The sequence below is a fragment of the Microbacterium sp. 77mftsu3.1 genome (assembly GCF_900100525.1).
In the GTDB taxonomy this organism is placed as follows: domain Bacteria; phylum Actinomycetota; class Actinomycetes; order Actinomycetales; family Microbacteriaceae; genus Microbacterium; species Microbacterium aquilitoris.
The window spans coordinates 66,189-83,320 of record NZ_FNCR01000006.1 but is presented as its reverse complement, the minus strand read 5'-3'; the positions used below and the strand labels follow the sequence as shown (position 1 = coordinate 83,320).

22 protein-coding genes are annotated in these 17,132 nt (G+C 67.6%); 9 read left to right on the top strand and 13 right to left on the bottom strand.

Annotated features, from left to right (window positions below):
* Positions 1-51: 51 nt before the first annotated feature.
* The 4 genes from BLR68_RS15190 to BLR68_RS15175 are packed head-to-tail and all read right to left on the bottom strand — an operon-like array spanning position 52 to position 2,988.
* Positions 52-1,146, bottom strand: coding sequence for a hypothetical protein (locus BLR68_RS15190; RefSeq protein ID WP_143015792.1), 1,095 nt, complete (start codon positions 1,144-1,146; stop codon positions 52-54).
* Positions 1,147-1,188: 42 nt separating this feature from the next.
* Entirely contained in the window at positions 1,189-1,596 is a 408-nt protein-coding gene (locus tag BLR68_RS15185) for a hypothetical protein (protein WP_018185908.1), read from the bottom strand.
* Positions 1,593-1,925: an N-acetyltransferase gene (locus tag BLR68_RS15180; protein ID WP_018185907.1), complete on the bottom strand. Its 333-nt coding sequence runs from the start codon at positions 1,923-1,925 to the stop codon at positions 1,593-1,595. Before BLR68_RS15180 ends, BLR68_RS15185 begins: the two co-directional genes overlap by 4 nt.
* Positions 1,926-1,932: 7 nt before the next feature.
* Complete coding sequence (locus tag BLR68_RS15175; RefSeq protein WP_018185906.1) at positions 1,933-2,988, bottom strand: hypothetical protein; 1,056 nt, start codon at positions 2,986-2,988, stop codon at positions 1,933-1,935.
* Between the two features lie 41 nt (positions 2,989-3,029).
* Between BLR68_RS15175 and BLR68_RS15170 the strand changes: the two genes are divergently transcribed.
* Together BLR68_RS15170 and BLR68_RS15165 are read left to right on the top strand one after the other, a co-directional pair.
* Positions 3,030-4,187 carry a DNA methyltransferase gene (locus BLR68_RS15170; protein WP_018185905.1) on the top strand — a complete coding sequence of 386 codons (1,158 nt, stop codon included), beginning with the start codon at positions 3,030-3,032 and terminating at the stop codon, positions 4,185-4,187.
* A 41-nt stretch (positions 4,188-4,228) separates the two neighbouring features.
* The gene (locus BLR68_RS15165) at positions 4,229-4,663 is read left to right on the top strand and encodes a hypothetical protein (protein WP_018185904.1); all 435 of its coding nucleotides are present in this window, start codon (positions 4,229-4,231) and stop codon (positions 4,661-4,663) included.
* A gap of 7 nt (positions 4,664-4,670) precedes the next feature.
* Here the strand turns inward: BLR68_RS15165 and BLR68_RS15160 are convergent, their stop codons facing one another.
* Positions 4,671-5,066: a hypothetical protein gene (locus BLR68_RS15160; RefSeq protein ID WP_018185903.1), complete on the bottom strand. Its 396-nt coding sequence runs from the start codon at positions 5,064-5,066 to the stop codon at positions 4,671-4,673.
* 82 nt (positions 5,067-5,148) lie between these two features.
* On the opposite strand from BLR68_RS15160, the gene BLR68_RS15155 reads away from it, so the two are divergent.
* The 3 genes from BLR68_RS15155 to BLR68_RS15140 are packed head-to-tail and all read left to right on the top strand — an operon-like array spanning position 5,149 to position 7,984.
* The gene (locus BLR68_RS15155; RefSeq protein WP_018185902.1) at positions 5,149-5,433 is read left to right on the top strand and encodes a hypothetical protein; all 285 of its coding nucleotides are present in this window, start codon (positions 5,149-5,151) and stop codon (positions 5,431-5,433) included.
* On the top strand, positions 5,430-6,062 hold the full coding sequence (locus BLR68_RS15150) for a hypothetical protein (RefSeq protein ID WP_018185901.1): 633 nt from the start codon (positions 5,430-5,432) through the stop codon (positions 6,060-6,062). Before BLR68_RS15155 ends, BLR68_RS15150 begins: the two co-directional genes overlap by 4 nt.
* Positions 6,063-6,091: 29 nt before the next feature.
* Entirely contained in the window at positions 6,092-7,984 is a 1,893-nt protein-coding gene (locus tag BLR68_RS15140) for a fibronectin type III domain-containing protein (RefSeq protein ID WP_176770694.1), read from the top strand.
* A gap of 5 nt (positions 7,985-7,989) precedes the next feature.
* Here the strand turns inward: BLR68_RS15140 and BLR68_RS15135 are convergent, their stop codons facing one another.
* Positions 7,990-8,265, bottom strand: coding sequence for a hypothetical protein (locus BLR68_RS15135; RefSeq protein WP_143015790.1), 276 nt, complete (start codon positions 8,263-8,265; stop codon positions 7,990-7,992).
* Between the two features lie 85 nt (positions 8,266-8,350).
* On the opposite strand from BLR68_RS15135, the gene BLR68_RS15130 reads away from it, so the two are divergent.
* The 4 genes from BLR68_RS15130 (at position 8,351) to BLR68_RS15115 (ending at position 12,190) form a co-directional block, all read left to right on the top strand.
* Positions 8,351-9,037: a hypothetical protein gene (locus tag BLR68_RS15130; RefSeq protein WP_018185897.1), complete on the top strand. Its 687-nt coding sequence runs from the start codon at positions 8,351-8,353 to the stop codon at positions 9,035-9,037.
* A gap of 74 nt (positions 9,038-9,111) precedes the next feature.
* Positions 9,112-11,148: an NAD-dependent DNA ligase LigA gene (gene ligA, locus BLR68_RS15125; protein ID WP_018185896.1), complete on the top strand. Its 2,037-nt coding sequence runs from the start codon at positions 9,112-9,114 to the stop codon at positions 11,146-11,148.
* Entirely contained in the window at positions 11,145-11,642 is a 498-nt protein-coding gene (locus BLR68_RS15120) for a hypothetical protein (protein WP_018185895.1), read from the top strand. The genes ligA and BLR68_RS15120 overlap by 4 nt, the downstream gene beginning before the upstream one ends.
* A 35-nt stretch (positions 11,643-11,677) precedes the next feature.
* On the top strand, positions 11,678-12,190 hold the full coding sequence (locus BLR68_RS15115; RefSeq protein WP_018185894.1) for a hypothetical protein: 513 nt from the start codon (positions 11,678-11,680) through the stop codon (positions 12,188-12,190).
* A gap of 92 nt (positions 12,191-12,282) precedes the next feature.
* Here the strand turns inward: BLR68_RS15115 and BLR68_RS15110 are convergent, their stop codons facing one another.
* The 7 genes from BLR68_RS15110 to BLR68_RS15080 all read right to left on the bottom strand — a co-directional run bounded on the left by BLR68_RS15110 (position 12,283) and on the right by BLR68_RS15080 (position 17,117).
* Positions 12,283-13,035 carry a hypothetical protein gene (locus BLR68_RS15110; RefSeq protein WP_143015789.1) on the bottom strand — a complete coding sequence of 251 codons (753 nt, stop codon included), beginning with the start codon at positions 13,033-13,035 and terminating at the stop codon, positions 12,283-12,285.
* Positions 13,036-13,122: 87 nt separating this feature from the next.
* Positions 13,123-13,446: a hypothetical protein gene (locus BLR68_RS15105; RefSeq protein WP_018185892.1), complete on the bottom strand. Its 324-nt coding sequence runs from the start codon at positions 13,444-13,446 to the stop codon at positions 13,123-13,125.
* On the bottom strand, positions 13,443-13,715 hold the full coding sequence (locus BLR68_RS15100; protein ID WP_018185891.1) for a hypothetical protein: 273 nt from the start codon (positions 13,713-13,715) through the stop codon (positions 13,443-13,445). The genes BLR68_RS15105 and BLR68_RS15100 overlap by 4 nt, the downstream gene beginning before the upstream one ends.
* Before the next feature lie 21 nt (positions 13,716-13,736).
* A complete protein-coding gene (locus BLR68_RS15095) occupies positions 13,737-14,702 on the bottom strand; it encodes a hypothetical protein (protein WP_018185890.1) in 966 nt (321 codons plus the stop codon).
* A gap of 74 nt (positions 14,703-14,776) precedes the next feature.
* Entirely contained in the window at positions 14,777-15,322 is a 546-nt protein-coding gene (locus tag BLR68_RS15090; RefSeq protein ID WP_018185889.1) for a hypothetical protein, read from the bottom strand.
* 62 nt (positions 15,323-15,384) lie between these two features.
* Complete coding sequence (locus tag BLR68_RS15085) at positions 15,385-16,407, bottom strand: hypothetical protein (RefSeq protein ID WP_143015788.1); 1,023 nt, start codon at positions 16,405-16,407, stop codon at positions 15,385-15,387.
* Positions 16,404-17,117 carry a hypothetical protein gene (locus tag BLR68_RS15080; protein ID WP_018185887.1) on the bottom strand — a complete coding sequence of 238 codons (714 nt, stop codon included), beginning with the start codon at positions 17,115-17,117 and terminating at the stop codon, positions 16,404-16,406. Before BLR68_RS15080 ends, BLR68_RS15085 begins: the two co-directional genes overlap by 4 nt.
* Positions 17,118-17,132: the final 15 nt, after the last annotated feature.

Genomic DNA, 17,132 nt, shown 5'->3' with positions numbered 1-17,132 from the left:
TCGGTGAGCGCAAGGGCGCTCAGCGGTTACCCTGCGGCGAATGGGTTGGGGTCAGGCGGCGTCGCTGTTGCGGGCCGTGGCGCGCGCTTCGCGGCGCTTGAGTGCGCGGAACTTCTGGACGTCGACGGCTGCGGTCATGGCGGAGTCCCAGACCTTGGCGGCGTAGTCGGGGTTGCGCAGCAGGAGGCTGGTGACGTCCTCGCGGTCCTTGTCGCTGAGGTTCCCGAACGGGGCGAACAGCGCGTCGTTGACCGGGTCGTCCTCAGCCGTTTCTGCGTTCTGCCACGCGAGGGCGACAGCTGCGGGACCGCCGAACTCCTCCACGGCCGCGCGGTGAGCACGATCGTCGGAGAGGCTGCCGATGGCGACGACGGGAGCGTTGCCGTCGGCGAGGATGTTCCAGATGTTCTTGCGGGCGTCTGCGGCCTTGAACGAGCCGCCCTCTTCGAGGGCGTCGTTGGCCGCTGCGGCCTTGGAGGTGGCGGTGGCGTAGCTGGATCCGCTCTCGTCCGCTGCGAGCAGGTCACCGAGAGTGGTGTCGCCGATCTCGCCGACGGGGAGGTCGAGGGAGATCGGGACGTTCTTGGTCTCGAAGCCGACCGACGGGCGGTTGCCAGGGGCGAACGACAGGCGGATTTCGTCTGCCAGTGCCTTGCGCTCCACGGGGTTCAGTGGGCGACCGAGCTCCTGCATGAGCTCTTCGGAGCGCTCGTTGAAGATGCGCCGGCCCTTGAGGGTCGTGTGGTGAGCGTCCTTGTCGATGTAGCGCGACGAGACGGCACGGGTCGTGAACTGCTTGAACGCACCATCGTTGATGTGCTTCGTGCCTCGCTTCTGCTGGGCGAGGATGTCGACGATGGTGTCCCCGACGATGTCGTCGCGGTCATTGAACTGTCCGCGACGGGTCGCGTACATGTTGGCCGCATCCTCAACTCCGGACAGGACCTCGCCGTAGAACTGGCGCTCCTGGCGGGCGACGGAGACGGCGTCTTCGCCGCGCTCGCGGAGGTCCTCGCGGGCGTTCAGGTCATCGACGGTGAGGAGGGCGGCCTCGGGAATAGTGTTCGCGTGCGCACCGAAACGGCCGGTGGTCTTCTCGCGGGCGTCCTCGCGGCGGGCGGTTGCAATGGTGCTGATGTCGCTCATGACCGCCATGTACGAGGCGGCCCGAAAAAGTGCGCGTGGGCGTCAGCGTGCGATGAGCGTGGCGGGGAAGGCGATGTCGGAGGTGGCCTTCTCGCCCACGAAACCGGCCTCCAGCCACCCGCTCTCGCTGCGAAGGTAGACGCTGCCTTCGTCGGTTCGGAGGACGCATCCGACCCAGAGCTTCTCGGCGTCCTCAGCGGACGCTATGTGCTCCCACGGATCAGTCAGCGAGAGCCGGTCGAGGCGTTCGACGAGCTGCTCGATGCCGGATGCTGCATCCGCCGCGGTGAAGGTGCCGCCTCGCATGCTGGGGCGGTCTTCGGTGACGCTGACGTAGATGCTCGCGTAGTGGTGCGAGGAGCAGACGCCGTAGTCACCGTCGCCGATGAGGTCCAGATGGTCGTCCTTCTCGCAGACGTGGCCGATGAGGATGCGATCGTCGGCGGTCATGCGGCAGCCTCCTGCCTCGGGGTGCGTTCCATGGCGACGTCCGTGCGGCCCACGGTGCAGACGATGGCGAATCCGTAGCGGCTGTAGAGCCCGATGAGTCGGCGGATGTCGGATCCGAAGTTCGGGGTGGCCTCGAGGGTGATGGTCTCGTCGTGGCGGTCTGCCCACGCGGTGATGATGTCCAGCGCCTGCCGCGCGCATCCTCTCCCCCGAAGGTCGGCAGGAACGGAGATGAGGTCGATGCTCACTGCACCGCTGTAGTCGTCACGGCTGAGGTGCACGGTGCCGCTCAGTGACGCGAGCTCTCTGCGAAGGTCTTCCAGGGGCATGCCCGGTCTATGCGGCGAGCTGCTCCTGCGATGCGGTGGCGCGCGCTTCTCGACGCTTCTTGGCTCGGAGCTTCGCCACATCGACGGCGGCCGTCATCGCCGAGTCCCAGATACGGTCGGCGTAGTCGGGGTTTCGGAGGAGGAGCGCAGTGACCTGCTCGCGTTCCTTCTCGCGCAGCGCCCCGAACGGCGCGAACAGTGCTTCGTTGACGGGGTCGTTCTCACTGGTCTCGCCCAGCTGCCAGGCGCGCGCGGACGCGGCAGCGCCGCCGTACTGCTTAACGTGGGCGCGGTGAGTGCGGTCGTCGTCGAGGGAGGCGACCGCAACGGAAGGTGCCTGGTCGCTGGCGAGGATGTTCCAGAGGTTCTTCCGAGCGTCGGCCGCCTTGAACGTGCCGCCCTCCTCGAGGGCGTCAACAGCGGCTGCGGCCTTGGACCGGTCGGCGCTGAATCCGCTGTCAGGGTCAGCCACGAGTGATCCTCGGATGTGTTCGTGCTGTTCGTCGTCGAGGGAGATGGTCTCGACGGGGTTCTCGTAACCGATTGTGGGACGCTGGCCCGCGGGCTGAGCGAGGCGAATCCGGTCCGCGGCCTCGGTGATCTCGCGCTGGGTGGGGTCTCGGTGCTCGGTCTGCAGGAATACGTCGTACCAGGCGTCAATCTTCTTCCGCGCGGCACGGTCGGTGTGGTGTCCCTCGCCTCCGACGCGCTGGGAGGCGACCTGGGAGACCTTCATGTATGCCAGCGCCGTGTCAAGGCTGATGCGCTTGTCCCGGGCTTGCTGGTCGAGGATGGACACGACCGCGTCGCCGACGATGTCGTCACGGACACCGCTCAAGCCGTTGCGCGACTCGAAGCTGTCCGCTGCCAGTTCGGCGGCGCGGAGGAACTGAGCCTCGCGTCGCCGGTTGCCTGCTGCTTCCTCCCGGCGAGCCTGCTCGGCGTCGAAGTCGGTGCTGCCGAGGGCGACCTCCGGGGCGGTCCGCGCGTGATCGCCGAAGCGCCCGGTGTCCTTCTTTCGGGCAGCTTCACGGCGGACGTCGGTTGCAGTCTGAATGGCCATGACCTGGATGTACGCGGCCCACCCGCGCGCATAGGGCTCTCGTGCCCACTGCCTCCATCTCCCTCACCGACGCGCTCGACGGCATCCGCGAGCTCCCCGACAACTCCGTCGACGCCGTCGTCACCGACCCGCCGTACGGGCTCACCGACATCTCGGACAAGAAGCTCGTCGAGGCGCTGACGAAGTGGGCGTCCGGTGACCGGGCGTTCGTGCCGGCCGGCCGCGGGTTCATGGGGAACCCGTGGGACAAGTTCGTTCCGCCGCCCGCGCTCTGGGACGAGGTGTTCCGCGTCCTCAAGCCCGGCGGCTACCTCGTCAGCTTCGCCGGCTCCCGAACCGTGGACCTCATGGGCCTGTCTATCCGGATGGCAGGGTTCCGCGTCAAGGACACGATCGCCTGGATCCGCAGTGACAGTTTCGCCAAGACCAAGCAGAGCTTGAAGCCCGGCCACGAGCCGATCGTCATGGCACAGAAGCCCCTCGCGGGCACCATCGACGAGAACATCGCCGCCCACGGGACCGGCGGCCTCAACATCGAGGACTCCCGCACCCCGTACCGGAGCGAGGCGGATGAGGCTGAGACGAAGACGAAAAACGCACACGGGAAGTTCGGCACCCGCCACGGCGGCAACGACGTCTTCGGCAACTTCGGCGATGCGCTCCGCGACGACTACAACCCGCCAGGACGCTGGCCCGCCAACACTCTTCTCTCCGCCGACGCCGCCGACGGCTTGGACGCCGCGTACCCGGCCTCGAGGTCCCGAGCAGGCAAGCCGCGCTCGGGCGCCGCCGGGGACGGGTGGGGTATGACCAAGGGCGGCACCGAGCACAACGACGTCGGTGGACCCTCCCGCTTCTTCCCCCTCATCGAGGAGACCTACGACGAGGTGGACGACGCGTTCGAGGAGCTCCGGTTCGCCTACGCCGGCCGCGCCCCGGTGAAGGAGCGTCCGGTCGCCGAAGACGGCACGAAGCACGTCACCGTGAAGCCACTGTCCGTGATGCGCTGGCTCATCCGGCTCGTCGTCCCCCACGGTGGCACGGTCCTCGAACCGTTCGCCGGGTCCGGCACGACGCTCGAAGCCGCCATCCTGGAAGGCCGCGACGTCATCGGGTTCGAGTCACACGCCCCGTACCTGCCGCTCATCGGCATCCGCCTGGACCGCTGCGGTGCCGAGCGCGTCACGGACGCGGCCTGACACTGCGCATGTCATCGGTAGCCAGCCACGAAGGAGCCCCGATGACCAGCCGCCTCGCTGACGGATCGACACTGCCCGACTACACACCGGGTGGGAGCCTGCACCGCCTCGAAGGGCGTGGGGTCTACTACCCGCCGGCTCCCGATGACCTCGGCACGACGCGGCTTCGTGGGACACTGCCCGATGCCGCAGCCGTGGGCGGACGCATCGAGTACACCGGACGCGTCAACACCTACGAGACGAACGACGCGGAGTTCCTGGCCGACATCTGGGGAGTACTCCACGACTATGAGCCGCTGACGCACGCTCTCGGCATCCGACTGCGCACGTTCATCGAAGACCATGTCGGAGCGGACGCCGTCGAAGCGCTCTCGCTCCGATCAAGCGCACGGTACGAGAACCGCGAGGCGTCCACTCGCGAGCAGGCCGACCCGCTCCACGTGAACCGGTACGCCTACGGGCACACCGGGGTGTGATGGGGCGTCACCAGCCGTAGGCGAACTCGATGCATGGGTCCGCGTCCCCGAGGACGCGAACCTGAATCGAGTGTCCCCGCACGACGTCCTCGGTGCCGGCTGGGCGCCCCTCGATACTGGCTGACCAGACCTCGGCACCTTCGGGGTTACCCTCGCCGTTGTCGTACTGGCTAAATGAGGGCTTCACACCGTCAGCTACCTCCAGCTGGCTGATCTCCTTGTCCGCGTTGCTCTCCGCAGTGTCCTCGCACCAGTTCGGCGTCTTCCCGTTCTTGACGTCGTCCATGAAGGACGTCAGCTCTGCCTCGACCTGCTCCTCGGGAGAGGCAGGGGCGCACCCGGCGAAGGTCAGGGCCGCGAGGGCGGCGATGGCGATGGCGGCGGTGGGGCGAGCGAGATGCAAGGTGGTTCCTCCAGGTAGTGGACCCCTCAGCGTATCCAGGGTTCCGACATCTCCCCTGCGGCGGGCCGCGCATAGGGAAGGCATGACGGACTCCACGGCATTCAGCACCATCATCCGCACCGCCGCGGGCACTGAGCTGCTCCTCGAGCAGCAGGACGGCCGGCTCTTCCTGACGCGCAAGCCCGGCATGGCCAAGCCCACCGGCGGCTACCGCGAGGAGCGCCTGCCGGGTGACTTCGAGCCCCTCCCCCTCGGGAAGGCCCCGACCGTTCCGAATGTCGGGCTCCCCGCGAAGTTCCACGTCATCGTTGGTGGGGAGACCGTGAAGCGGATCACCACACCCGTCACTGAGGTCGTGGCATCGTGAGCGCCCAGGAGCATCTCCTCCGCTCCACCTTCGCCGGGGACTACGACCTGCAGCGCGCGTACGACATCGCGAAGTACGCCCACGACGGGCAGAGCCGGTGGGCTGTCGGCGGCCGCATCCCCTACATCTACCACCCCGTCGACGTCTACTTCCGCCTGCTCACGTGGGGCGTCAAGGACAAGGCGACCCTCGTCTCAGCGCTCCTCCACGACTCGGTCGAGGACGCCCCCGAGCGCGTTTACGAGCGCGCTCACTCGCCGCTTCGGAACTGGATAGACCTGGGACCCACCCGGCAGGGGTCGTTGAACGCGCTCGGCGGCGTGTTCGGCGACGACGTGCAGCTCACCCTCGACGGGCTGACAAACGAAGACGGCGTCCCCTACCTCGACCACGTCATCCCCGCCGTCCAGAGCAACCCGCGCGTCCTCATCGCGAAGACCGCAGACGTCTGGGGCAACGGGATCCGCCTGTCGCCGAAGCACCCTCGCTACGCGCACCTGTCCACGAAGTACGTGCCCCTCTACCCGGTTCTCGCCGCAGGGTTTCGGCAGAGCGCAGAAGCACAGGCGCTCTGCCCGGCATGGCCGTCTATCGTCGAGGTGCTCGACCTGAGGGCGGCTCGCGCGTAACGGGCTCTGATCGTCAGGAGGCGACCCCCATGTCCACCATCCGCCGCCTCCCCCGGAGCATCTTCCGCATCGGTACGTGCCTGGCGCTTGCTGGCGCCCTGGCCATCCCCACCACGGTTGCCCACGCGGCACCGGCAGCGCCACCGACACAGCTGGCGGCGGCGGCCGCACGGCCGCAGCCCATGTCCGCGATCGCGGCAACAGGCGGGTCGTGGACCCCCAGCGGTTCCACTGTCACAATTTCCTGGCCGAAGGTGGCGGGTGCGACGCAGTACGAGGTCTTCACCGCGCTCGACTGGCATGGGATCACCTCTGTCACCACCCCGACGATGACGGTGACGGGCACCTCCGCGAAGCTCACCCGCCTCAGCCCGGGCACGGAGTACACGATCCGGGTCTTCCCGGTCAACGACGCCGGCCGCGGCACGGTATCCGGTCGCATCCGACACGTCACCCTGAAGCAGGGCGAGCGGTGGTACGCGGCCGCCCCACCGGTCACGGGGCAGGTCACCGTCGTAGATGCCGCCTGGACGAAGAGTGGGTCAAGCATGAAGCTCGACTGGGCAGACGTCGCACGCGCCAACTCCTACGACGTGTTCGTCAACACCGACCCGGATGCCGTGTTCACGATGCTGACCCCAACGAAGAACGTGGCCCGGTCATCAGCGCAGATCACCGGACTCAAACCGGGCGTGAAGTACACCGTCCGGGTCGCCGCCCGGAACAACATCGGCCGTGGCCCGAGCGCGAACCGCGTCCCCCACATCACCCGCACCCAGGCCGACATGAGGGACCCCTGGTACACGTCCCGGCCGGAGGCGACAGGCCTGGTGACCTTCGTCGGGGCGTCGCTCGAGCGTGACGGCGCGACCCTGACCATCGACTGGCCAAACGTGAAGCGAGCCACCGCCTACGACGTCTACGCCTCGACGTCGTTCGAGGGGGTGGCGAAGATGTCCAAGCCCACCATGACGGTGCGCGACTCGTCCGCGAAGATCTCCAAGCTCCGGAAGGGCCAGGACTACTTCGTGCGCGTCGTCGCGACCAACAACGCTGGCCGCGGGGTCGGGTCCGCCCGCGTCGCGCACAAGACCATCGCCGCAGAGACCACCGCCGGTAAGGCGAAGGCGTACTCGCTGATGACGTGGAACGTCTGCTCGAACGCATGCTCCGGAATCGCGAAGCGGAAGCCGATCATCGACTCCCGCATTCGCGAGCTCGCTCCCGGCATCGTGGGGCTGCAGGAGGCCTCGAAGTACACGAAGGCGCCCGCTGGCTACTCGTTCGCCGTCAACGGGCAGAACGACATCCTCGTCCGGAACGGGACATTCTCGAAGGTCACCGTCAAGGGCAAGGTGCAGACCAGCGGCAGCGGGAAGTTCCGGAGCCGGTACTCATCCGCCGGACAGGGCGTGGCATGGTCGGCACTTCGCCACAGTTCGGGGCAGCACGTCGTTGTGTTCAACACCCACCTCGTCGTCGGCAACTCTTCCGCCCGCACCCGGCAGCGTCAGTACGAAGCTGACCAGCTGGCGACCTACGTGAATCAGACGATGAGCCGCCTCGGGAAGACCTACCCCGCTCTTCGTAATGCCTCACCCGTCATCCTGGGCGACCTGAACGTCAGCAAGGGTCGGGAAGGGGACGCCACGGCATCCGTCCTCCTGCGGCGCGGATGGTCGGACGCGTTCGATCAGGCCCGAGCTCTCTCCGGCCAGCACCACAACTCCGCCAACCCGACGATGAGCACCAAGCCTGTGATCGCCGTGACGTGGGGCGCGCATGTCGACAAGGTCCTGGTCAAGCCCTCGCGCACCATCATCACGTCGTGGGCGAACGCCGGGAAGATGAAGAATGGCCGCTATGTCGCCCCGCTCGGGTCAGACCACCACCCGATTCTCGTGAAGGGCATCTTCCGCTGAGGTGGTCAGCCTCGGCGGCGGCGGGCGAGCTCGACGCGGAGGGCGGCAATCACCGCACCGATGTCCTCCTGTCGCTCCCCTGACGCCTCCCGGTGAGCGGTGCTGGCCTCATGGATGCAGTCGCGAATGTCTACCCCTGCCAGCTCCGGCACAGCGTTCAGCACGTCGATGACGCTGAGCTCGCTGAGCGGCTTGTCGAAGTGGATGAACACGTGCGGGTTGGCGCGCGGCTCACCCCATGCGTCGTACGCCGCCGCACTGTCTGCAAGGTAGTCAGCCATCGCATCCGCCCTGTCATCGCCCACGCAACCCGCCCCTCTCGTGCGCTGAAGCCTACGCGGACGACGCGCCGCGTACATCGAGGGCATGACGCAGCAGAACATCAGTGACGAGTCCGTCCAGCGCCGTGAGGCCGCCCGCATCCAGGGCCGGTTCGGCGCGCAGGAGCACACCTCCCCCGAGCTTGCGCTCGAGAACATCCACCTGACGGAGATGGCCGAGGGCACCACCCGGGTCATGCCACTGAACGGTGACGGTGACCGGGTCTGGTTCAGCGAGGTGATCCTCGACACAGCCGCAGCGATCGCAGAGCGCCACGATGTGCGCGGCATGGTCACCCGGCAGCACCTTCCCGAGGAGGTTGCTGACCCGGCAGCCCGTTACGCCGTGACCCTCAGCGCCAGTGAGGCCGGCGTCGGTTTCATCTACGAGACCGGCAACCAGGACTTCGAGCTCCAGACGCCCTCCGTCAACGAAGTGCTCGCGCAGGCAGGCTTCGAGGCGAACGCGCAGCGCGGCCGGGTCGGAGGCGACCCCGTCGAGACCTCCCTTGACCGTCTCATCCGCCTCGTCGGTGAGGATGACGCCCGCGAGCTCCTCGCCCTCAGCTACCTAGAGCACGGCGCCGATGCTTCGCAGCCGTCCTACGACGACACCTACACGGTGCGCACCGCCGGCGGCCACGAAGCGACGGGCATCCCCCGCTACGAGCTCGACGAACACCGTGGCGAAGGCGTGGTCATCTTCAACGAACGGACCCTCGCCTCCGCGTGACACCGCCGGGTAGTGACCCGTCGTCAGTGCACGTTGTGGCACGCTTCTGAGTGCGCACCGCGCATGGAAGAGACATGACAGGCATCGAATCGCGACTCACCGCTGGCTACCCGACCCTCATTGAGGACTACCAGGAGGCCGTCGCGACCGCACAAGCCGCTGCTGCGGCCTACTACACCGGCTCCGACTCGCCCCTCACGGACGCTGAGTACGACACGCTGCTCGACGCCATCTCCTCCGCGGAGATGGCGCTCATCCCGCCCGGCGACATCATCGAGCATGGCCTGTTCGACGCGGTCGCCGCCGGTGTCGTTGTCGCAGGCGACGTGCCGCACCCGACCCCGATGCTGTCGCTCGAGAAGGTGAAGACCGACGAGGACATCGAGAAGTTCCTCGCCCGCCTGGTCGCCGAAGGTGAGACCGAGGTCCTCGTCCAGCCGAAGCTCGACGGCCTCGCCCTCCGCGCCGTCTACCGTGACGGGAAGCTCGTCCAGGTCGTCACCCGTGGCGACGGTCGCGCCGGCGAGGACATCACCGACCGCATCACCCGCGCCCAGGTCACCGTCGCAGGTCTCCCGGAGTACGTCGAGAGCCGCTACGGCGTCCCGTCGCACAGCGACTTCGAGGTGCGCGGCGAACTGCTGATGAGCACCGACGACTTCCTCACCACGAACGCGAACCGCATCGCCTCCGGCAAGCCCGGCTTCGCGAACCCCCGCAACGCCACCGCCGGATCCGCGCGCGTCGAGACCCTCAACTACGAGGTCGAGATGTCGTTCGTCACCTACGACCACACCATCACGAACCCCGACGACACCGACGCGTTCGACTTCGCCGACGAGCTCACCGGCGCCGCCGTGGTGGACGCCCGCGACCCCGCCGCCGTGCTCGCCGCCATCGAAGCGTTCGGCGCCATGCGAGCCGACTACGAGTTCCCCACCGACGGCATCGTCCTCAAGGCCGCGACCGCCGCCGTCCGCGACGAACTCGGCACCGGGTCCCGCGCCCCGAAGTGGGCCGTCGCCTACAAGTACGAGGCCCAGACCGGTGAGACGGTCATCCGCAACATCGTCGTGGAGGTCGGCCGCACCGGCAACCTGTCCTTCACCGCGGTGTACGACCCGGTGAGCGTGGACGGGAGTGTCATCAGCCGCGCGTCGCTGCACAACACGTCCCTCATCGCCGAGAAGGACATCCGCATCGGGTCGAAGGCCGTCGTCTACAAGGCGGGCGACATCATCCCCCAGGTGCTCTCCGTCACCAACGACGAGACCACCTCCCCGTGGGTTCCGCCGACCGAGGACGCCGACGGCTACCCCTACGTCCAACGCGGCAAGTTCCTGACGTCCACGAACCCCGCCGACTCGGTCGGCGCACTCATCCGCTACGCCGCGTCCCGCGACGTGCTCGACATCGACGGGCTCGGTTCGGAGATCGCCGACGCGCTCGTCAACGAAGGCCTGGTCGGTGCGCTCGACGACCTCTTCCGCCTGGACGCCACCACGCTGACGGCTCTCCCGCTCGGCGAGACCTCGACCGGCGGCATCCGTCGCCTCGGCCAGAAGAACGCGCAGAAGCTCGTCGATGGCATCGAGGCGGCGAAGCGCCAGCCGCTCAACCGCATCATCACCGCTCTCGGCATCCGCCTCACCGGCCGCACGTTCGGTCGCCGCCTCGCCGCCCACTTCGGGTCGTTCGACGCGCTCCTGGCCGCCAGCCGCGACGACCTGCTCGCCGTCGAGGGCGTCGGCCCCGAGCGTGCAGACGTCATCCACGCGGGTGTCCAGCGCAACCGCGACGTCATCGAGAGCCTGATCGCTCTGGGTGTCACCAGCGAGGTCGAGCGTGACGAGAACGCGGGCGCCGCGGTCCTCGCGGGCATGTCGGTGGTCGTCACCGGTTCCACGAAGGGCACGAAGCTCGAGGCGTACGGCCGGAACGAGATGAACGAGCTCATCGAGCGTCACGGCGGCAAGGCGTCCGGGTCGGTGTCGAAGAACACGTCCCTGCTCGTCGCCGGTGACGGCGCTGGCTCCAAGCTCGCGAAGGCCACCGATCTCGGCATCGAGACCATCACGCCCGACGAGTTCGCGGAGCGGCTCGGCCTGTGAGCGACAGCGCGTACGACCACGCGGCATCCGAGCGCGCCACCCAGCGACTCCGAATTGAGCACCGCGCGGACATCGCGTGGCTTCCCGGCGAGGTCGCATGGTTCTGCTCCTGCGGGGCGCGCTCGGTCGTCAGCGGCAGCTACCGGACCGAACGTCAAGCCAACGCGTCACGTGACCGCCACCTGCGGGGTGAGCGGCGGCGGATCTACGACGAGGAACGCGGCATCTTCGTGCCGATCGCCATTCGACGCGATCGGACGTTCACCTACCGAGGGAAGCAGTACCGCGTCGCCCAGGACAGCACCCGCGGCACGAAGGAATGGGACGGCTACTCGATCGTCGCGGTCCTCTCTTGCCACCCAGGGCACGAGGCGGATATCCAGGAAGGCTTCTGGTCCATCGCCGACGTCCGCGCGTACCTCGCGCGGGCGCAGGCGGAGGGCTGGGAGTACCTGCCCGACGTCGACGGCGCGAATCCGCACACACGAGCGTGACCGGCCGGCGGGGGCGGACCGCGCATGGAGTAGCCATGACGACCACGGGACGCCTCCGCCGCTTCTTCTCGCGCCCTCGCCAAAGCCGCGAGCAACGCCTGTTGCACCTCGTCGGCGAGCTGTCACTGGCGCAGGGCGTGGTCGTCGGGTTCCCCGGCGAATGGCGGATCATCCCTCCCAAGGATGCGCCCGACCTCCTCTACTGCCAGAAGGCCGCTGAACACAACGTCGAGAAGATCGCCGAAACCATCCGAGAGGAGGGGTACCGGCGCGCCCGACAGGTCATCCGAAAGCTGCGACGTGAGAACACCCTCCTCGTCGCTCGCACCGCGGCTCTCGCCTCCATCGAGCAGAGCGTGCTGGCCGCTGAGCGTGGTGCCGCGCTGACCGAGCTCATCCGGCTCGACTTCGACGCGGATCCCGCGTTCACCGCCGTCGCCGCGGCGTCCACGCCCAATGAGGTCCGGCTGGCCCTTCTCGCCGCACGTCGGCGACTTCAAGAGCGCGAGCGCGCCAGTCTCATGCTGGACGCACCGTCGACGAGGTGACGACTACACGAGGCGCACCGCAGAGACGGTTTCCCGACGCTCACAGGCCGAAGCTGCATCCGTAGGACGTGTCAGCCGCCGGCGGCCGACGCTCAGTGTGTGCCGAGGCCGCGGAGGCGGTACTGCCCGGTGAGGTCGCTTCGGATCATCTCGCTGAGCCCCGGCTCGTTGATGTAGGCGGCGATGGTGTTGTAGCTGCCCCAGTCCTCGATGCAGGGCACCTCGCTGCGTCCGTCCTTTCGAATGATCGCTGCCAGGGACAGGGTGCGTGTCGCCTGGTCCCAGGCGAAGTCGAACGCTTCGATGTCCTTACCACCGTGGTTGCGGATCGCCTCGATCGCGACGCCCTGCCGCTTGGTGGCTGTCCGCTTCCACCTCTCGTACGCGATGGCCCGCTCGAGGCGTGCCTGGTTGTCGCGAAGCGGGTCGTATTCTTCCTCGCGCTCCCACCCGAAGACGTCGAGGCTGTTCATGACGAGGTCACCATCGAAGTCGACGTACGGCTCGCCGAGGAGCCGGAGCGACTCGCCGATGTGCTCGTAGCCGGTCTGCGGGATTTCGAGTCCGTAGTCTCCGAGCACCTCGCGGATGACGAGGTGGTTCGTGTCGTCCAGCTCGTAGTTGACGAAGTCGGCCTCAGCCGGCATCGTTGCGTCGATTTCGTGGACGATGGCCTCGTTCAGAGTCTGCAGCGCCTCCTCGGTGTCCACGATGAGTTCGAGGATCTCCTGGGGCACGAGGCCTGGGAGCTGCAGCTCCGGAGGTGTGCCGGGGTCGCTTCCGAAACGCCCGTCCTCCTGTCGCGCGATTTCCCGCCGTACTTCGACTTCACCGCTGCTGTCCATGCGTACGATGTACGCGGCTTAGCAACAAAGTGCTCACGACGCCAACTTCTGGCGTGTCGAATTGCTCAAATAGCGTAGGTGGGCCGGTCAGTACTGCAGGAGCGTGGCGTCCAGGAGGCGGCGGAGGGCGTCCTCCCCCTGGTCGCCGGCTTCGATTTCACGCATGGCTTTGACCGCCGGCCAGTTCGCCTCCAGCGGCACCTTCTGGACGCGGCTGCCGCCGGCCCACGCGGAGGTGACCGTTTTCCGGTGACCGGTGTAGGTGATCGTGATGGTGACGGCCACCTCGTACTCGACGTCGCCGTGACGGCCAAGCGGCGCGGTTGCGGCGAGTCGGGTTCCCGACGGTGTGCGAGCGGCTTGGAGATGGCCGGATTGGATGTGCCGCTGGAGTGTCGCGTTCAGGGTCACGACATCTCCTTCAGGAACTCGTCGAGCTGGTGAGCGCTGGCGTAGAAGGAGCCGTTGAACTTCTTCATCTGGTCTCGGAGGACAGCGTTGGTGGGCACGGACGCTGGCACGGCAGCGTGGGTGACGAAGTCGACGGTGGCGCGGCCAGGGAGGATGCGAACGGTGGCGGAGGAGTTGTGCTTCTCGCTGGCGACGTGGAACGTCGAGTCGTTCATCCGCTCGATGCGTCCGGTGCGTTCGTGCTTCTCGAGCACCACGTGGAGGTCCATGGTCGGCCTATGCGCGCGAGGTCACTGGGAGACGAGCTCGGCGACCCGCTCACGCTCCTCGTCGCGAGCTTCGACGCGGCGCCACACCTCGTTCATGACGTACGGGGAGCCGAAGGTGCCCGGGTCACTCTCGTTGGTGTGCTTCGCCAGGAGCGGGGCGATGTCCTCGAAGACGAGCGACTCGGTGAACCGCTCATACGGGACCGTGGTGCGGAGCGAGACGGAGGCGTAGCCCCAGTTCTCGGGAATGTCGATCTCAGCGTTGAACCATTCAAGGTACACCGCCCGGACGATGTCCTCGTTCTCGGTCAACCACGCGTCGTAGCGCTGTTCGGCGGCGGGGCGGTCATCGTGCGGGTCGAGGTCGCTGTCATCTTCGTACTCGTCGTCGGGGAACTGGGTGTCGGCGTTCCAGAGGAAGTTCTCATGGACGCTGACGTCCACGTGGCGTTCGCCGGTCTCCTCGTCGCGGGTGGCGTAGACGGTGGCCACGTTGTAGTCGGCGTCTCGTGCCCACTGGGCGACGTTGTTGAGGTCACCTTCGTTGTACGGGCCGAGGTCGATGAACGGCTCAACGCGAGGCGATTCAAGGTCGTCGAGGGTCAGGCCGCGCGCGTCGAGCTCCTCAGCGGCGACCGCGTCTCCGAGGTGATATCCGACGATGCGGCCCTGGTCCCCGTATGGGACGGTGACGGTCGTGCCTGCCTCGTCGGTGCGGATCTCGAACGTGGGCTTGGCCTTGTCCCGCTCGTAACGGGTCGTGTTCATGATGACGTGGGCCTGGTGCAGCGCGTCGGTCATCGTGGCGATACCAGTGGCACCGGACACGGCTGCGCCGTCCTTGAGCACGGTGTACGTGGCTGCGGGTGCATCCACCGTGGCGAGGGAGCATTCGGGTGCGCTGTGATCCTGCGTGCCGAACTGGCCGGTGGTCTTGCTGCGGGCGTTCTCGCGGGCGGCTTCGTCGGCCGGGTTCATGTGCGTCATGCCTCCCATGTACGAGGCACGCCCGAAAGGTTCGCAGCGGGAAGGTGATGCGGCACGGGAGAGCTGTGGGGCTGTCAGTCCTCTTCGGGGTCGTAGCTCTCGAAGCTGCTGGCGAGGTCGCCGAGGGCTTCCGCGACGACGCTCCGCGCCTGCATCTCGGCGTCGTTATCTCCGTAGTGGTCGTAGACGTTGGTGATGCTGTACGCAGCGTCGCGGAGCATCTTGGCGACCCGGCCGGCGGGGACGTACACCACCGGCTTAGACTCCTCGGGCTCGGCATTCTCGGGCTCGATAGTTACCGGCTCACCGGGCCACGCAGACTTCCGCACGGCGTCGCGTCGGACGAAGTACTCAACGCCGCCGCCCCGGTCGATCTCTCGCACGCTGTCGAAGGGGTACTTCGTGGACTCGACCACGTCGACCGCTCGATACTTGGAGGGCGCCACGACGGGGATGGCGCGCTCCCAGTCGTATGAGGGGACGTGCCTATCCATCCCGTCGAACAGGTCGCGGCTACCCTCCACCTCGCGAAGGGTTACGTGGGGCCAGCGGGGGTCCCGCGTGTGGATCCTGAAGATCGTGCCGACCTCGTACTGGTCGAACGGCGAGGTTGCGGGCATTCGGGCTCCTAGGTGTGCGGGCAGCGCCGCGGGCGCGGCCTAACCTACATGCGCGGCTTGGGTCAGGCGGCGGCCCGCGAACGTGACCAGTCACCTGACGCGACGCGCTCCTGGAGCTCGACGAGGGTGAACCAACCAGAGACCTGCTTGTGCCCGTGGGGTGAGTAGTTCAGCCAGAACCGGTCGACACCGTCGCGACGGTTCGGCGAGCTGAGCGCGAACAGGTACCCCTTAGCGGCGAGGGCCTTCCGGATGGGCTCGGCCTTCCGGTTCTGCTTGCGGGCGTACGCCGCGTGCGTGAGGGAAGCCTCGACGGTCTCGTTCGTGAGATCGCGCTCGTCGTAGATGGTCGCGCCGCGGTCGAAGGGGCTCGCGGAGCCGCCCATGCGAAGGTGTTTGCCGGAGCCGGCGAGGATGCGGAGGACAGCGGTGATGACGGGCCGAGCGGGCACCATGATGAGCACGTCCCCGTTGTGGAACTCCCCGATGTTCGACAGCGGGTGCTGCTCGCGGACGCGCTCAGCGAACAGGGCCTGCAGCTCGACCTTCGTGCGCGGCAGCGGCCCGGTGACGCCGGCATCGCGGAGGCCCTGGCGGAGCTCGGCGACCTTGAGGAACCGGTCCCGCCAGTGCTCGTCGCGTGCTTCCTCGCGGGAGCGGCGGAGAGCGGTCTCGATGACGCGGTAGTCGCGCTCATCCGGCTGCCAACGGCGTATGCCGCGGTCTGCGCGGAGGCCCAGGAACCAGACGCCGTCCCGCTCGCCGGAGAACACGCGGTCCTGCTCCTCGGCGCGGAGGGCTTTGGCGATCTCAGGGATGCCCCATTCCTCTTCGGCGCGGAAGTCACCGCCGTAGGAGACACCGACCAAGGGCAGGTCGCTGCCTTCCTGTCCGGCCAGCGACAGGCTGATGCGCCGGTTGTGGGCGTACTGGTCGTGCTCGGCTGCGATGTCCTCGGGAGTGAACCCGAGCGCGAGGAGCTGGTGATAGACCGTGCCGGCGCCCTGGCGGAGGTCGCGGAGGGTGCGCTGGGACTTCGAGATGTGACGGAACGGTGTCGGCATGTTCTCGCTATGCGTGGTCATCGTCCCCGTCCCGACATGAGGCGGCCTGTGATCTTCTCGAGGAGGTGCTGCTGGACGTCGCGGTTGACGGTGAGCCCATCGACCTGTCCGAGGCGGAACCGGTGGATGACCTTGGGGGTGCGGTCGGCCGTCTGGGGGTCGGTGATGAAGTCGAGCTCCCACACCCGGCCCTGACCGTCGGCGACGCCGGTGAGAGCGAGCCTGTGGGTGTGCACGCGGTGCATGAACGCCGCACGGACCAGCTGAGTCTCAGCCTTCGACCGGTAGCAAACGACCGGGCCGCTCTCCTCGTCGAACTCGAACCAGTCGGCGAACAGCTGCTCGGGTCGGGTTGCTGCGTTCAGCCACGCGTCGAACCGGGCGAAGACGGAGTCAGCGAAAGACCGGCCGATGTCCTCGCGCCAGTCCGCCTGACTGTCGGCGTAGAACGTCTCCGCGCGGTCCCCTGCGGTGACGGTGAAGTCCGTGGCGATCTCGCGCGTGTACGAGGAGTACCCGCCCTCCGTTGTCGTCTCTGTCATGGTGACGTTGTCGTCCGGCGCCGCACCGAGGCGCGCGCGAATGCGATCGGCGAGCTCGCCGGCCAACGTGTGAGTGATGACGGTGGGCTCGGGCGGCCAGGCGTCGCTGGTGTCGTAGCTGATGCGGGTGCGCTCGAACGACTCGTCGGCGTTCAGGCTCGGGTCGAGCTCGCTTGTCGGTGTGAACATGTCTCGTTCATGCGC

What these genes read in the sequence shown, in the direction of transcription:
- BLR68_RS15115 (WP_018185894.1), top strand. Translation starts at nt 11,678, where the DNA reads ATGACGACCACGGGACGCCTCCGCCGCTTCTTCTCGCGCCCTCGCCAA.
- BLR68_RS15095 (WP_018185890.1), bottom strand. Translation starts at nt 14,702, where the DNA reads ATGACGCACATGAACCCGGCCGACGAAGCCGCCCGCGAGAACGCCCGC.
- BLR68_RS15135 (WP_143015790.1), bottom strand. Translation starts at nt 8,265, where the DNA reads ATGGCTGACTACCTTGCAGACAGTGCGGCGGCGTACGACGCATGGGGT.
- BLR68_RS15090 (WP_018185889.1), bottom strand. Translation starts at nt 15,322, where the DNA reads ATGCCCGCAACCTCGCCGTTCGACCAGTACGAGGTCGGCACGATCTTC.
- BLR68_RS15140 (WP_176770694.1), top strand. Translation starts at nt 6,092, where the DNA reads ATGTCCACCATCCGCCGCCTCCCCCGGAGCATCTTCCGCATCGGTACG.
- BLR68_RS15180 (WP_018185907.1), bottom strand. Translation starts at nt 1,925, where the DNA reads ATGCCCCTGGAAGACCTTCGCAGAGAGCTCGCGTCACTGAGCGGCACC.
- BLR68_RS15085 (WP_143015788.1), bottom strand. Translation starts at nt 16,407, where the DNA reads ATGACCACGCATAGCGAGAACATGCCGACACCGTTCCGTCACATCTCG.
- ligA (WP_018185896.1), top strand. Translation starts at nt 9,112, where the DNA reads ATGACAGGCATCGAATCGCGACTCACCGCTGGCTACCCGACCCTCATT.
- BLR68_RS15185 (WP_018185908.1), bottom strand. Translation starts at nt 1,596, where the DNA reads ATGACCGCCGACGATCGCATCCTCATCGGCCACGTCTGCGAGAAGGAC.
- BLR68_RS15130 (WP_018185897.1), top strand. Translation starts at nt 8,351, where the DNA reads ATGACGCAGCAGAACATCAGTGACGAGTCCGTCCAGCGCCGTGAGGCC.
- BLR68_RS15155 (WP_018185902.1), top strand. Translation starts at nt 5,149, where the DNA reads ATGACGGACTCCACGGCATTCAGCACCATCATCCGCACCGCCGCGGGC.
- BLR68_RS15100 (WP_018185891.1), bottom strand. Translation starts at nt 13,715, where the DNA reads ATGGACCTCCACGTGGTGCTCGAGAAGCACGAACGCACCGGACGCATC.
- BLR68_RS15110 (WP_143015789.1), bottom strand. Translation starts at nt 13,035, where the DNA reads ATGGACAGCAGCGGTGAAGTCGAAGTACGGCGGGAAATCGCGCGACAG.
- BLR68_RS15080 (WP_018185887.1), bottom strand. Translation starts at nt 17,117, where the DNA reads ATGTTCACACCGACAAGCGAGCTCGACCCGAGCCTGAACGCCGACGAG.
- BLR68_RS15190 (WP_143015792.1), bottom strand. Translation starts at nt 1,146, where the DNA reads ATGAGCGACATCAGCACCATTGCAACCGCCCGCCGCGAGGACGCCCGC.
- BLR68_RS15175 (WP_018185906.1), bottom strand. Translation starts at nt 2,988, where the DNA reads ATGGCCATTCAGACTGCAACCGACGTCCGCCGTGAAGCTGCCCGAAAG.
- BLR68_RS15165 (WP_018185904.1), top strand. Translation starts at nt 4,229, where the DNA reads ATGACCAGCCGCCTCGCTGACGGATCGACACTGCCCGACTACACACCG.